The 13,678-nt window shown below is 61.8% G+C and carries 11 protein-coding genes; 7 read left to right on the top strand and 4 right to left on the bottom strand.

Translation table 11 applies throughout. The annotated features are described in order from the left end of the window. Nucleotides 1–32: 32 nt before the first annotated feature. Entirely contained in the window at nucleotides 33–302 is a 270-nt protein-coding gene (locus C3B44_RS04095; protein WP_108432546.1) for an acylphosphatase, read from the bottom strand. 854 nt (nucleotides 303–1,156) lie between these two features. Between C3B44_RS04095 and C3B44_RS04090 the strand changes: the two genes are divergently transcribed. The 4 genes from C3B44_RS04090 to C3B44_RS04075 all read left to right on the top strand — a co-directional run bounded on the left by C3B44_RS04090 (nucleotide 1,157) and on the right by C3B44_RS04075 (nucleotide 4,607). Beyond that, a complete protein-coding gene (locus tag C3B44_RS04090; protein ID WP_108431262.1) occupies nucleotides 1,157–1,345 on the top strand; it encodes a hypothetical protein in 189 nt (62 codons plus the stop codon). A 389-nt stretch (nucleotides 1,346–1,734) separates the two neighbouring features. Beyond that, nucleotides 1,735–2,061 carry an ATP-binding cassette domain-containing protein gene (locus tag C3B44_RS04085; protein ID WP_146183477.1) on the top strand — a complete coding sequence of 109 codons (327 nt, stop codon included), beginning with the start codon at nucleotides 1,735–1,737 and terminating at the stop codon, nucleotides 2,059–2,061. Continuing rightward, nucleotides 2,058–3,062: a hypothetical protein gene (locus C3B44_RS04080; protein ID WP_108431260.1), complete on the top strand. Its 1,005-nt coding sequence runs from the start codon at nucleotides 2,058–2,060 to the stop codon at nucleotides 3,060–3,062. The genes C3B44_RS04085 and C3B44_RS04080 overlap by 4 nt, the downstream gene beginning before the upstream one ends. Nucleotides 3,063–3,362: 300 nt before the next feature. Next, complete coding sequence (locus C3B44_RS04075) at nucleotides 3,363–4,607, top strand: IS256 family transposase (protein ID WP_108430557.1); 1,245 nt, start codon at nucleotides 3,363–3,365, stop codon at nucleotides 4,605–4,607. A gap of 664 nt (nucleotides 4,608–5,271) precedes the next feature. Here the strand turns inward: C3B44_RS04075 and C3B44_RS04070 are convergent. Together C3B44_RS04070 and C3B44_RS04065 are read right to left on the bottom strand one after the other, a co-directional pair. Then, nucleotides 5,272–7,215 (bottom strand): acyl-CoA dehydrogenase family protein, encoded by a 1,944-nt coding sequence (locus tag C3B44_RS04070; RefSeq protein WP_108431259.1) that lies wholly within the window; start codon nucleotides 7,213–7,215, stop codon nucleotides 5,272–5,274. Nucleotides 7,216–7,236: 21 nt separating this feature from the next. Then, nucleotides 7,237–7,863, bottom strand: a complete 627-nt coding sequence (locus C3B44_RS04065) for a TetR/AcrR family transcriptional regulator (RefSeq protein ID WP_108431258.1) — start codon at nucleotides 7,861–7,863, stop codon at nucleotides 7,237–7,239. Nucleotides 7,864–7,937: 74 nt separating this feature from the next. Between C3B44_RS04065 and C3B44_RS04060 the strand changes: the two genes are divergently transcribed. The 3 genes from C3B44_RS04060 to C3B44_RS04050 are packed head-to-tail and all read left to right on the top strand — an operon-like array spanning nucleotide 7,938 to nucleotide 11,438. After that, the gene (locus tag C3B44_RS04060; protein ID WP_108431257.1) at nucleotides 7,938–9,185 is read left to right on the top strand and encodes an acetyl-CoA C-acetyltransferase; all 1,248 of its coding nucleotides are present in this window, start codon (nucleotides 7,938–7,940) and stop codon (nucleotides 9,183–9,185) included. 2 nt (nucleotides 9,186–9,187) lie between these two features. Then, a complete protein-coding gene (locus tag C3B44_RS04055; RefSeq protein ID WP_108431256.1) occupies nucleotides 9,188–10,555 on the top strand; it encodes a 3-oxoacyl-ACP reductase in 1,368 nt (455 codons plus the stop codon). A gap of 10 nt (nucleotides 10,556–10,565) precedes the next feature. Then, nucleotides 10,566–11,438: a MaoC family dehydratase gene (locus tag C3B44_RS04050; RefSeq protein WP_108431255.1), complete on the top strand. Its 873-nt coding sequence runs from the start codon at nucleotides 10,566–10,568 to the stop codon at nucleotides 11,436–11,438. Nucleotides 11,439–12,197: 759 nt separating this feature from the next. Here C3B44_RS04050 and C3B44_RS04045 read toward each other — a convergent pair. Next, nucleotides 12,198–13,631 (bottom strand): alanine/glycine:cation symporter family protein, encoded by a 1,434-nt coding sequence (locus C3B44_RS04045; RefSeq protein WP_108431254.1) that lies wholly within the window; start codon nucleotides 13,629–13,631, stop codon nucleotides 12,198–12,200. Nucleotides 13,632–13,678 lie beyond the last annotated feature (47 nt).

Below are 13,678 nucleotides of genomic sequence, written 5' to 3'. Positions count from 1 at the left end.
GATGAATCAGACTAGCAACTAGCGAACGCGGCTTAGCGCTCGATGAAGCCTTCTTCGCCGCGCGGCGCGGAGTACTGCTCGACGACTGTCTCCACGCTGCCCGGTCGCCGCGTCGTCGACGGCTGTTCCCGCAGCAGCTCCAGAAGCTTATCGACGTCCCCGCGCTCCCCCTCCGCCACCACCTGGACACGGCCGTCGCGCAGGTTGGTGGCGTGTCCTCTCAACCCCAGCTCGAGAGCCCGGGAGCGGGTCCACCAGCGAAAGCCCACCCCTTGAACATGACCGTGGACGAAGGCGGTCATGCGCGTGTGCTCTCCGGTCACTGGGGCTTCCTTTCGTTGGGGCTTTCGTTGCTTGGGGTTCCAGGCTAGCGGGTGGGTTGTTTTGCGGGAATTCGGCTCCTACATAATCGAAAAGGCAACAACTCTTACCCCTGGCCTCTGACACCTAAATATGGCCACTCCTATTAACCTCGAGCACCCTTGCAGACGGCATGGTTTTTGCAAGCATATGGTGGCTATTTAACCAAGCTCGAAACGCTAACCCGAATCTTGTTGCTAACGCGTTAACGCTTAGCATTCCCGGACTCTGGCGTATTCCTCAATAGTGTTTATCCTCTTTCGGTCCACTCATTTTTCCGCGGTCAATATGACGCTTCCAAAAGGAGCATTCTCTGCGTTGGTCTTCATTGGGATAATGTCTTTTTCCTAATCAACCCCCCAACTTATGGCAACAGACTTAAAAGTTTGCGCTATTGCCTATTATTAGGAGCTATTTTACTCTCAAGCCTTTACTTGAGCATGTCCCTAGACCCCTCGGACGCAATTATTCTCACACCACTCGGGGTTTCAACTTGGCTGGCGGGCGCACTCAACTTCAGCGGCCGCTTCATGCCCCCTCATCGCGGTCATGTCTATTTTCGTTTTAACCGGATACATTGGCACCAGATTCACCGATGGCTTTGTTACAAGAAATAACGCTTGGATCCTTTTAATGCTACTAGCGTTTTTACTATTTATCGGTTTTACTACCGGCAGAGCTATCGTCCGTGTAGAAAACTCAAAAGCGTTTCAAGAGATTTAATACTCCAGATATTTTCGGACACGTGGTTTAGAATCTAGTGCGTCACTGTCCCAGTGGTAAGGATAGGTTTTCAATGACTGTTCCGACCCGCGAGAGCCGCAGCCCTCTCATCGCTTTCCTGCTCGCGCTTCTCACCCTTGTCATCGCCATCGTGCTCTACATCCGCAACGGCTTTGGCATTGACTCGGCCGTTTTCGGAGTCGCAACGCTCATTCTCTTATTCGCCGGGTTCAGCCGATTCCACAAAAACCGCGATGCCTGACACTGACCAACCGCTGCTAGAAGTTACTTCTTTTCAGGCCTGGTATGACCCTGAGAACCCCATCATGCGCGGGAATAGGTTCGCAATTCCGATCGGAAAAGTGGTTGGCCTGCTCGGCGGCAACGGCGCTGGGAATCCCACCTTCATCCGAGGGCTAACGGGGCTTCTGCCCGGTTGGTCGTCGGAAGACTTCCGGACTCGAGGAAGGAAAAGCTCTCCTGGCGACAAGGACTTCAAAGCCACTCGGTACGCCGTGTTCGCAGAAGAGCACAGTTTTCCCCCAGTGGACGTTCGAGGATCTGCTGAAGTATCTCCACACCGTCTACCGACGTGACATAGACGATGATGCGGTCCACTCCCTCATCGACGGCTTTTCATTCGCATCCCATGTGGAGACGAAACTATCCGACCTATCGAGCGAAAACAACAAGAAGGCCCGTTTGATATGCGCATTTGCCCTCAGCGCGCCCCTGTTGATTCTGGATGAACCGGTTGATTTTCTTGACTTCACCGGCACCGAGTTCCTCTACGACTCGATCCTCTCCTACGCCGATCAAGATCACTCAGTTTTTATGAGCTCGCACATCGCTGAATCCTTCGTGCGCTGCTGCGACAGCATGTACGTCCTCCAAAACGGTGAGTTGTCCAGGCAGCGGCAAGTCCCGAACCGCGCAGAGGACATTGTTCATCTTCTCGAACAAGGTCCGGCCACATGACTCAGGATCTGGCGCTAGCCTGTCGAGCCATCATTGCTCAATTCGTACGCCCCAACGTGTTCGTGACTGGCGTTGTCCTGAGCATTGTCGTCGTGCTGATCGCGGACCTAGTTCCTCCCTTGGATCTCCGAGTTCTCGGCCTCAGCTCTGGTGTGGCCGCAATATTGTTCTGCCGTACTCTTTTCCAAGGTTGGCTGCGAGATAACCAACTGCGTGAACTACTCATTTTCCCCTTTTCGGAGAAAACCCTCGCGCTGGCATCGATACTCATTGGTCTTGTCGTTTACCTAGTCGAAGGTCTACTTCCGCTAGGAGTGTTCTTTTCCCAGGCCGGTTACGGTTCCGCTCAGAGCTACATCTCGCTCCTCATTTTCTCTCTTTTCTCGTCGCTGGCTGTACTGGCGATCTCCACCATCGATGGCCGATTCAGCCTCCTGGCTGCTTATCTTTTCGGGTTCACCCTTGCGCTTGTGGCAGGTTATTGCTCAGTGTTCCTCGCCACACTGTTAGCTGTAACCGGTATCGCCATTGCCTTCGTCTTTGGGTTACACCTTCCGGTAGTCCGTACGTCAGTGCGCAGGAGATCGCTGAAGCTGCTGCGCTCCAATTACTTCGCTACCAGCGCTCTCCATGATTCACGCGTCTGGTCAAGTCTGATACTTATTTCTGCTTTCGCGGGATTGTTGAGCTGGGCCATTGCTAAGGAAGGGGTCTCACCCCTTATTTTCATCGCATTAACGGTAGTGAATACGGCTCAAACGACAGTACTGAGCCGCAACCCACAAACCCGGGAACACATTGTTCTAGTCGGGGATGCACGGCGAAGCGGACTGATGTCAGCTGAGGTCAACCTCGCCATCTTTGCTGTGGGTTCTTTAGCGCCATTAAGTGTTGGACTCTATTTCGAAACTCTCAATTGGTGGCACATTATTGTTGGCTTCGTACTGTGTGCCATAGCGGCGTGTGGCTCCGCGTGGCTCGAGTTCAAATACCCCCCTTAAGGGTACGAAATCCGAGCGCAACGCATTACGTCATCCACGGAAATACGCGATGCCGTTGGTTGTCGGCGTTATTGCGACGCTCGTCACGCTTTCGGAAGGCGGCTATTAACGGTGATCAGCGGTGCCCCGCTCGGCGAGGTCGAGAGACTCCTCCTTTGGCCCTGAATTCGACGAGGTTGCGTCCGTTAGCGTGGTGTATCTGTAGCCCGCGGTAAGTCTTGTGCCGGTGTGCATGAAGGCGACCATCGCGGGTACCTTTCGAATCAACTTCTACCTATCCTCGAAAGGAAGTACCCTGCGATGGCCGCTGACCCTCATCATATCGATCCGACCGCGTATCTCGAAGAGCTACTGACTCAAGCGTCCCCAGATTTGATGCGCCAAATGCTCTCGGACTTCATCAACCAAATCCTCTCGGCTCAGGCCGACAGCGTCTGCGGTGCTGACTACGCCACTGTTTCTCCGCAGCGCACCAACACCCGCAATGGCTACCGTCACCGCCAACTCGACACCCGTGTCGGCTCCATTGACGTCGCTATCCCAAAACTACGCACCGGGAGCTTCTTTCCTGATTGGCTTGTGGAACGACGCAGCAGAACCGAACGGGCCCTGACCACAGTGATCGCCACCTGCTACTTAAAGGGTGTCTCCACCCGCAGGATGAACGACCTGGTCGCAACACTGGGGATCACCAACCTGTCGAAGTCCCAGGTCTCTGACATGGCCAAAGAACTCGACATCATGGTCGAGGAGTTTCGAACCCGCCCGCTTGATCAGGGCCCGTACTACTACCTGTCCTGTGATGCGGTGACCATGAAAGTTCGTGAAGGCGGACGGGTAGTCACGACCAGCGTGCTTATTGCCACCGGTGTCAATAACGACGGCTACCGGGAGCTTTTGGGCATGCAAGTAGCAACATCAGAGTCCGTGGAATCTTGGACCGGGTTCTTCCAGGACTTAAAAGCCCGCGGACTTGGTGAAGTCTACCTCGTCACTAGTGATGCCCACCTGGGTATCCAGGCCGCTGTCGGCCAAGTTCTTCCTACTGCCGGTTGGCAGCGGTGCCGAACGCATTTTGCCAAGAACCTTTCCTCGAAAGTTTCCAAGCGCGGGTGGACGACGTTGTCGGGGATGTTTCATTCCATTTTTCAGCAAGCCGACGCCAGGTCCACGTGGGACCAAGCCCGGGAAGTAGTAGAGTTCTGTCACCAGCGTTTCCCAGAAGTAGCCGGATACGTGGAAGAGTCGTTGGATGAGATCTTAGCGTTCACGAACACGCCGAAAGCTGTGTGGACGAAGGTGTGGTCGAATAACCCGACGGAACGACTCAACCGGGAAATCCGCCGGCGTACTGACGTTGTCGGCATCTTCCCCAATCGGGCCGCGGTAGTACGACTCGTCGGGGCAGTGCTCGCCGAGCAGCATGATGATTGGATTCAACAAAAGCGCTACATGTCACTGGCAAGCCTGGAACAAACCCGAAAGCTTATCGTCGCCAACACCGTCGACGCGAGCAACACCGTCACGACCGAGGGAGCGGCCTAATGCACAGCAACCCAGCCCGCGCCGGTCCCCGACACCCCCTCCACTAGATTCCAATGATTCAGGAAGGACAGATACACCACTCCCGCGGACTTGACCGTCGACGAGCGCTGTCACTCTATGCAAATGAGGGTATTCAACCCCAGTCGCGGTCCGTTTCGTGGAGCCTCCGTGGCACTCGAACACTAATACTTAAAGGAGGAATCTTGAAGGACGCCCAAATCGGCTATTTCCGCCAGGCAAATGTTTAAAGGGCGCGCCCCTTAAGCTCCTTCCTTTAAGCTTTTGTACAGCACAGACGTTGACACGGTACGAAAACCAGCCCACTGTGGGCGGAGCGCCCTGAATTCCATACAGCACAACCCCTATCGCACGCCCGGTCGAAAGCACCCCTATATAAAGGAGTCCCACGCGGTCGAAAGCAGGACTCCTTTAGGGCCCCTCCTTTCGTCCAGCGCTATCGCGTTATAGCCAGGAAGGCGCCAGCAGACCGCGCGAGCTTGCCAGAGACGCTGGTGGGGCGGATGAGCCTGGCGCGGCCAAGCGTCAGGCCGCCACCCTCGCATCTCCGGCCGGGCGCCCGTGTTGCGCTACCGCTGGATGAGTTCACCCTCCCAGAAACGGAGCCTCGCCGGTCAGAGTGCGCACCAACCAGCACCCCCAAACCCTAAGCCTGAGCAATCACCGAGTTGAGGAACTTCTCCTCCACGCCGAGGCCGTCGGTGATGGCCTCGATGTCGTCAGTGAGTTCGGCACAGAGCTTCTCGATCGCCTGCGCGATCCCGCGCGAGCGCGGGCCGTCGTAGACGGAGCGCTCCAGGTACCAGGTGGCGTTGTCGTGGATGGTCGATAAGGCGTAGAGGTCGCAGAGCTTGATCAAGACCTCGCGGGCATGACCTTCTTCGGTTTCGCTGATGCCCTCGATGAAGGCCTCGAGGATGACGCGGTCCATGTGGGCTGCAGCGGCGTCGGCCATGTGGTTCTGGCACTGGTTCATGGCCTCGAACTGCTCGGACTTGTCCAGCTTGAGTACCTCGCGCATGCGCATGCCGAGGGCTTCGATGATGCGCTTTTCGCGGTATTCGAGAAGCTCGACGTGCCAGCCGCGGGCGAGGATCTTCTCCTCGCTCGACTTCCGCGAGGCGATGGAGACCAGCCGGTCGATGGTGGCTTTGGCGGTGGTGCGCTCTAGAAGGCGGTTGCTCACCAGCGCGGCGGAGCGGCGCACGGTCTCCAACATGTCGAGGTTCGACCACGAGGCCTGGAAGCCGGAGAGCAGACCGCGGGCGACCAGCTGGCTGAGCACCGTGTTGTCGCCTTCGAAGGTGGCGAAGACGTCGGCGTCGGCAGTTAAAGTGGTCAGGCCGTTTTCTGCCATGTAGCCGTAGCCGCCGCAGGCCTCGCGGCACATCTGCAAAGTGTCGTTCGCCCAGCGGGTCTGGGCGGCTTTAAGCCCGGCGGCGTGCGTGCCCAGTTCGCGCTGGGCGGTCTCGTCGCCTTCGCCGTCGGCCACGGCCTGGAAGCTTTTCATCAGCTCGTTCTGGGCGAAGCCGAAGGCGTAGGCGCGGGCGAGCTCGGGGACGAGTTTGCGCTGGTGGAGCTGGTAGCGCATGATATGCACGGGCTCGCCAGTCGGGGTGGTGAACTGGGTGCGCTTGAGGGCGTGGCGCACCGCGATGGTCAGCCCGCGGCGGGTGGCCGAGGCCCCGGCACCGCCGACGGAGATGCGCCCGCGGACGAGGGTGGACAGCATCGTCGAGAAGCGCTTGCCGCGGCGCTCGATCGGCGAGGAGTACGTGCCGTCCGCGCTGACGTGGCCGTAGCGATCCAGCAGGTTTTCGCGCGGTACGCGCACGTGGTGGAAGGCGATGGTGCCGTTGTCGACGCCGAGCAGCCCGCCCTTGTGGCCATGGTCGCCGAGCTCGATGCCCTCGAGGGCGTTGCCCTCATCGTCGCGGATGGGTACGACGATGCAGTGCACGCCGTGATCGGTGCCGTCGACAATTAACTTGCCGAAGACCGCCGCCATGTGCCCGTCTTTCGCCGCGTTGCCGATGTAGGCCTTGCGGGCATCGTCGGTGGGCGTGTGGACCTCGAATTCCTCGGTCTCCGGCAGGTAGGTGATGGTGGTCTCGAGGCTTTGCACGTCGGAGCCGCGCCCGAGCTCGGTCATGCCGTAGCAGCCTAGGATATCGAGGTTCATCACCCCGGGCAGCCAGCGGCGGCGCTGCTCGTCGTTGCCCAGGTTCAAAATCGCCCCGCCGAACAGGCCGGACTGGACGCCGGATTTGATGGTCAGCGACAGATCCCCCGTCCCGAGAACCTCGAAGGCCGCGATCGAGTGCGCGAAGCTCTCGGTGCCACCGAACTCCTCTGGCATGCCGACGGTGTTGTAGCCCGTCTCGGTCAGCCGGCGCAGGCTGTTGGTGGTCCATTCGCGGGCAGTGTCGATGTCTTGGCCGACGGGGCGAACCATCGTCTCGGCGTCGAGGCGCTCGCGCAGACCTTGTTTGAACTCGTGGAACTCTCCGTCGAGGGCGGCACGCAGGCCGGCGGCCAGGGCGGCGCGATCGCGGGGTGCGGCGGGAGTGGGGTTAATGGTGGTGGTCATGGCGAGACTCCTTGGGCTGTTCTAGGTGGGTGGCAGTGTGAGGCCGGGTTGGAAAAGTTCGTGGAGTTGGGCGACGACCTCAGCTTTGGATCGGCGGCGGTCGTTGGCCACCCAGCGATCGGCGGCGGCCCAGATCGCGCCCACGATGGCTTGGGCGAAGACCTCGGCGCGGTCGTCGTAGCCGATCCGGCGCAGGTAGGCAGCCAGCTGGATGCCGATGCGCGAGGTCACGTGCACCACGGGATCGGTGATGTCCGTGTCGGAGGTGGGCCCGGGCCCGGCGCTGACGAACTCGTAGATTTCCGGGTCGCGCTCGACGAGGGTGAGGTAGGCATCGGCGAGCTTGGCGACGATCTCGTCGCCCGCTAAGTTCGTCGTCTCATCCAGGCTCAGGCGGTGAATGATGAAGTCCACGGTGCGGTCGGTCAGCGCCGACCACAGTCCGGCGCGGTCCCCGAAGTGCCGGTAGTAGACGGTTTTCGAGGTGCCGGCTTCCTCCGCGATCTCCCCCATGCCGACGTGGGCGCCCTTCTTGCGGATCGCCCGCAGCGCCGCCCGGGACAGCTCCTTCTTGCGCTGTCGGCGGTGCTCGTCCCAGCGGGTGGTGCGTCCGTCGACGGGACGGTCGGTGGAGTGGATCGTCTTCATGGAACTGAGAGTATCAGAAACTCCGGGTATCGTGTAGTCTAGGTCACACACAGACCGAGGAAGTGAGTTCTACCATGACCCCATCCTTAAGAAACGTCGTCGTCGTCGGCGGCAACCGCACCCCCTTCGCCCGCGCGGGCACCGCCTATGCCGACACCACCGCCCAAGACCTGCTCACCGCCGCACTCAACGGGCTCATCGCCCGCCACGGCCTCTCCGGAGAAAAGATCGACGAAGTCGCCGCCGGCGCGGTACTCAAACACCCCCGCAACTACAACCTCACCCGCGAATCAGTACTGGGCACCGGGCTCGACCCGCACACGCCCGCCGTCGATCTCCAGCAGGCGTGCGCCACCAGCCTGGAGACCTTCATCTACACCGCCAACAAGATCCGCCTCGGCCAGGCGAAGATCGCCATCGCCGGCGGCGTGGAATCCACCTCGACGGCCCCGATCACCGTCTCCGACCGGCTCAACACGATCCTCAACACCGCCGCCCGCGCGAAGACGCTGGGCGCCCGCCTCAAGGCTTTTCGCTCGCTGCGCCCGAAGGATCTGGCGCCGAACCCGCCCGGAGTCGGCGAGCCGCGCACCGGCAAATCGATGGGCCAATCGCAGGCGCTGACCACAGCCGCCCACGAGATCAGCCGCGAAGACCAGGACCGCATCGCCTATGAAAGCCACCGGCGCCTGGCACTCGCGTGGGAGGAGGGCTTCTTCGACGACCTCGTCACCCCCTACCGCGGCCTGGAGCGCGACAACATTTTGCGGACGGACACGAGCGTCGAGAAACTCGCGAAGCTCAAGCCCGTCTTCGGCGACACCATGACCGCCGGCAACTCCACGGCCATGACCGACGGTGCCGCGACCGTCTTGCTTGCCGACGAAGACACCGCCCGCGCCCGCAACTGGACCCCGTGGGCAGCCTTCGTGGACGCCCAGGTCGCCGCCGTCGACCACGTGGGCGGCGACGAAAAGACCGACGGCCTGCTGCTCGCGCCCACACATGCGCTTCCCGCGCTCCTCGAGCGCAACGGCTTGAGCACCGACGACATCGACATCTTCGAGATCCACGAGGCCTTCGCCTCGACCGTTTTGACCACCCTGTCGGCCCTGCGCGCGCAGGGCATCGACATCGATGAGACCAAGATCAACCCCGACGGCTCCTCGCTCGCCGCCGGCCACCCTTTCGCCGCCACCGGCGCCCGCATCGTCGCGGGCCTAGCCAAGCGGCTCCACGAGGCCGGTCCCGGCACCCGCGGACTCATCTCGATCTGCGCGGCCGGCGGCCAGGGCGTCGTCGCCATCCTGGAGGCACGATAGACATGAACATCCTCGAAACGCTTGCAACCTCGGGCCCCGGCCGGCTGCTCACCAAACAGCTCGGGCTCAAAGAACCGCCGACCCTACGCCGCGAGGACACCCTCCCGGCCGGCGACATCCTCGCCTACGCGACCGGGCGATCCACGCTCGCCGTCGACACCTTAGGGTTACTCGGCATCGCACCGGGCGCCCCGCTTATCGACGACCACCACGACCACACCCCCGCCTACGACGACAAACCCGGCGCGCTCATCATCGACGCCACCGACCTCGCACTCCTCGACGATCTGGAGCTTCTGCGCCAGGTGCTGCGACCGGCGGTGCGCGGGCTCGAGAAATCCGGGCGCATCATCATCCTCGGACCCCGCCCGGAGGACGCCGCAGCAGATAACCATGAGGCGCGTGCGGCGGCGGAGGCGCTCGACGGGATCATGCGTACTGTCGGCAAGGAGCTGCGCGGTGGCTCCACCGCCAACCTCGTGCGCGTCTGCCCGGATACCCAGGCGGGTGATCTCGCCTCTACCCTGTCGTTCCTTATCGAGGGCCGCTCTGCCTTCGTGAGCGGACAGACCTGGGAGGTTAAGACGGGGGCGGGAGATCACGGCGTCGATAAGCGGCCTTATGCCGGACGCATCGTGGCTGTCACCGGCGCGGCCCGCGGCATCGGCTCCGCGATCGCCCGCGTGTTCGCCGAGCAGGGCGCCACCGTCGTCGGCATCGACCTGCCGGCCGCCGGCGGTGAGCTCAGCGAACTCATCTCCGAAATCGGCGGCTCCGCGCTCCCCCTCGACATCACTGACGACGACGCCGCCCACCGCATCACCGATCACATCACCCGCACCCACGGCGCCGATGCGCGACTGTGGGCGATCGTGCACAACGCGGGGATTACGCGGGATAAGTCCATCGTGAATCTGGATGCGAAGAAGTGGCGCCAGGTCATCGACATCAACCTGAAAGCCGAGATGGCCATCAACGCCGACCTGCTCGCCGAACGCGGGCCGGGTGGTTTCGGCGACGAGGCGCGCATCGTCGGCATCGCCTCTACCAGCGGCATCGCCGGCAACAAGGGCCAGTCCAACTACGCGGCTAGCAAGGCCGGGGTGATCGGATACACGGATTCGCTCTCGCGTGAACTTGCCGACAGCGGGATCACCGCCAACGCGGTGGCCCCAGGCTTCATCGAAACGGACATGACCGCCGAGATTCCGTACCTGCGCCGCGAGATCGCCCGCCGCGTCAACTCGCTCTCCCAAGGTGGCCGTCCCGTGGATGTCGCCGAAACCATCGCTTACCTCTGCCAGCCAGCCTCCGGCGCGGTGCAAGGACAGACGATCCGCGTCTGTGGCCAAAACCTCGTAGGAAAGTAGGAGAAGTGCCATGGCTATCGAATTCAAAAAACCGCCCAACCCCGCCAAGCTGCTGTTTACCGCTCTGCGTCCGACAGCGAGCCGCAAACCCGCCTCCACCGGCGCGCCCATCGGCGACGTGCGCCTGCGGAAGTTCGCCCAAGACTCCGACCGGCTGCACACCTACCAGAAGCTCTGCGGCTTTCAGCCCTCCTCCACGGTGCCGAGCACCTGGCTGCATGTCCTGACCTTTCCCCTGCAGACCGCGATCATGAGCGGCCGCGACTGGCCCTTCCCCACACTCGGCACGGTCCACATGGCCAACTCGATGAAGATGTTCCGGCCGGTCTCTGTACACGAAGAACTTGACCTAGAGTCCCGAGTCAGTCACCTCAATCCGCACCGCAAGGGGGCGACGTTCGAGCTCATCAACAACATCCGCTGCGGCGAAGAACTCGTCTGGACCGGGCGTTCCACCTACCTGGCTACCGGACAGGACGTCCCCGGCAAGCCCGTCGAAGTCGAACGCGAGACCCTACCAGAGGCCGACCCGCAGGAAAGCTGGGAGCTGGACGCTGATCTGGGGCGCAAGTACGCGAAAGTCTCCCGAGACTTCAACCCGATCCATCTCTCTAGTGTGACGGCCAAGCTCTTCGGCTTCAACAGCACGATCGCCCACGGCATGTGGACGCACGCCCGCGCGCTGGCCGCCTTAGGCGATCGGGTGCCGGAACGCTTCGAAACCCGCGTGCAGTTTACCGGGCCCGTCGCGCTGCCTTCCACCGGGTACTTCACCGTCGAGGACGACGCTTATGGCGTGATCGGCGACGATGGGAAACCGAAACTCGCCGGCTCCTTCTGGGCCATCGACGACAGCCCCATCGGCGTGCCTGTCCAGGAGTAGCTGGGTTCTGGTTGCGGTGCGGATGCGCTTGAAAACACATACAGCGGTAACGCTGGTCGAAACGAGTCGCTCGGAAACGAGTCCCGCGAAGTCGAAAGGAGGCCTGTCTGCGGGGTGCTTTCGTGATGGTGAATTCGACCAGCGTTAACGCACCATGAGCACATGGCCAGGCGGTCACGGCACTCGACCGACAGGTCGCCCCACTAGCCCCACCAGCCCCTCCAGCATACGACGGCAGCCTGCCACACCTACCTGCTCCATACCGCGCTCACGCTGGTCGAAAGGACCCACACAGAAACGAGTCCCACGCGGTCGAAACCAGCACTCCTTTAGGAGCTACTCATTTCGACCAGCGCTAGCGCGGCATGCGTGTGCGAGGTCTCGATCCCGGTCTCGGCCGGTTCCGTGGGGCCTGCATGGCACTCGAACACAAATGCTTGAAGGAAGAACCTTGAAAAACGCCAGGCACCCTACCAACCTCACAACGTCACCGCGTTCGCCCTCCCGATCGAAACGAGTCGCTCCGAAACGAGTCCCGCGAAGTCGAAAGGAGGCCTGTCTGGGGGGTGCTTTCGTGAGGGTGATTTCGGCCAGCGTTAACGCACCATAAGCGCGCAGCCAGGCAGGCACGTGACCCCGCCGACAGATCGCCCCACCAGCCCCACCAGCCTGTCCAGCAAACGACGGCAGCCCGCCACGCCTACCCCATCCGTACCGCGCAGCCACCGAAACCCCGAAGAACCTACCGCAACCCAGCTCCTAACGCTCCACCGGCTCCCAGCACTCCACGTTCTTGGCTTCCGGCAGCATGGACCGCTCGAAGACGGGATCCTGGCCCGCGCGGCGCTGCGCCACGTAGTTCTTCAGCAGCTTCACAGCGAGTCCGCCGAGCGGGACGATCGCGACGAGGTTGATGAACACCAGGCTGGCGGCGAAGGTGTCGCCGAGGTTCCAGACCAGGCCGATCGAACCGATGGAGCCGAAGAACACGAACGCGACCACGACTGCGCGGAAGACGTTGAGCCAGCCGCGGGAGCCGGTGAGGAATTCGATGTTGGCCTGCGCGAGGTAGTAGTTGCCGATGATCGAGGAGAACGCCAGGAAGAAGAGGATGAACGTGACGAAGTGGATGCCCCAGGTGCCCACGGAATCTGCCAGTGCGGTCTGGGTGAACGCGGCGCCTTGGATCTCTTCGCCGTAGTTCGGCTGGGGCCCGAGCAGAATGATGAAAGCGGTGATGGAACACACCACGAGGGTGTCGAAATAGACACCCAGGGTCTGCACCAGGCCTTGCTTGACCGGGTGCGAGACGCTCGCGGTGGCGGCGGCGTTCGGGGCGGAGCCCATGCCGGCCTCGTTGGAGAACAAACCGCGGCGCATGCCGTGCATGAAGGCGGCGCCGATGGTGGCGCCGGCGACCTCGCGGAAGCCGAGGGCGTGTCCGACGATGTCGGCGATCATGCCCGGGATCTCGTTGAGGTTCACCACGACCACGATGATGCCAACGATCAGGTAGGCACCGGCCATGAACGGCACCACGATCTGGGTGACGTTCGCGATGCGGCGCAGGCCGCCGAAGATGATGGCGGCGGTGACCAGGGCCAGCACCGCGCCGATGAGGATGCGGAAGCCCATGTCGTCGCGGTCGATGGAGCCGCCGACGGCCTCCACGATCGAGTTGGTCTGGATCGCGTTGTAGACGAAGCCGTAGGTGAAGGCCAAAAAGATCGCGAAGATGATGGCCAGCGGCTTCCAGCCGAGCCCGCGGGTCATGTAGTAGGCCGGACCGCCGTGGTAGCCCTCGACGCCGCGGGTCTTGTAGAGCTGCGCGAGCGTGGACTCGATGAAGGCGGTCGCGCCGCCGAGGATCGCGATGACCCACATCCAGAACACCGAGCCCGGGCCGCCGACGCTGATCGCCAACGCCACGCCGGCGATGTTGCCGGTGCCGACGCGGGAGGCCGCGGAGATCGTGAACGCTTTGAAGGCGGAGATGCCGTTCGAGGCGGAGGCGGGATCGCGGCCGTCGCCAGGCGACTCGGTGACCGCGCGCAGCATGTCCGGCCCCCTGGTGACCTGCACGATGAAGGTGCGGATACTGAAGTACACACCGGCGGCGATGAGCAGGTAGGGAACGACTTGCCACAGATTCTCATTGATAACGTCTGTGATGAAGCTCTCGATCGCGTCCATAGGTGGAGCATAGAGCATATGTGGCCCGATCGAGAACCTTATAAGAA

This window comes from Corynebacterium yudongzhengii (assembly GCF_003065405.1).
Taxonomy (GTDB): domain Bacteria; phylum Actinomycetota; class Actinomycetes; order Mycobacteriales; family Mycobacteriaceae; genus Corynebacterium; species Corynebacterium yudongzhengii.
The sequence above is the reverse complement of the archived record's forward strand: the minus strand, read 5'-3'. Positions and strand labels throughout refer to the sequence as shown.

What these genes read in the sequence shown, in the direction of transcription:
- C3B44_RS04095 (WP_108432546.1), bottom strand. Translation starts at nt 302, where the DNA reads ATGACCGCCTTCGTCCACGGTCATGTTCAAGGGGTGGGCTTTCGCTGG.
- C3B44_RS04065 (WP_108431258.1), bottom strand. Translation starts at nt 7,863, where the DNA reads ATGAAGACGATCCACTCCACCGACCGTCCCGTCGACGGACGCACCACC.
- C3B44_RS04050 (WP_108431255.1), top strand. Translation starts at nt 10,566, where the DNA reads ATGGCTATCGAATTCAAAAAACCGCCCAACCCCGCCAAGCTGCTGTTT.
- C3B44_RS04060 (WP_108431257.1), top strand. Translation starts at nt 7,938, where the DNA reads ATGACCCCATCCTTAAGAAACGTCGTCGTCGTCGGCGGCAACCGCACC.
- C3B44_RS04055 (WP_108431256.1), top strand. Translation starts at nt 9,188, where the DNA reads ATGAACATCCTCGAAACGCTTGCAACCTCGGGCCCCGGCCGGCTGCTC.
- C3B44_RS04090 (WP_108431262.1), top strand. Translation starts at nt 1,157, where the DNA reads ATGACTGTTCCGACCCGCGAGAGCCGCAGCCCTCTCATCGCTTTCCTG.
- C3B44_RS04075 (WP_108430557.1), top strand. Translation starts at nt 3,363, where the DNA reads ATGGCCGCTGACCCTCATCATATCGATCCGACCGCGTATCTCGAAGAG.
- C3B44_RS04045 (WP_108431254.1), bottom strand. Translation starts at nt 13,631, where the DNA reads ATGGACGCGATCGAGAGCTTCATCACAGACGTTATCAATGAGAATCTG.
- C3B44_RS04070 (WP_108431259.1), bottom strand. Translation starts at nt 7,215, where the DNA reads ATGACCACCACCATTAACCCCACTCCCGCCGCACCCCGCGATCGCGCC.
- C3B44_RS04080 (WP_108431260.1), top strand. Translation starts at nt 2,058, where the DNA reads ATGACTCAGGATCTGGCGCTAGCCTGTCGAGCCATCATTGCTCAATTC.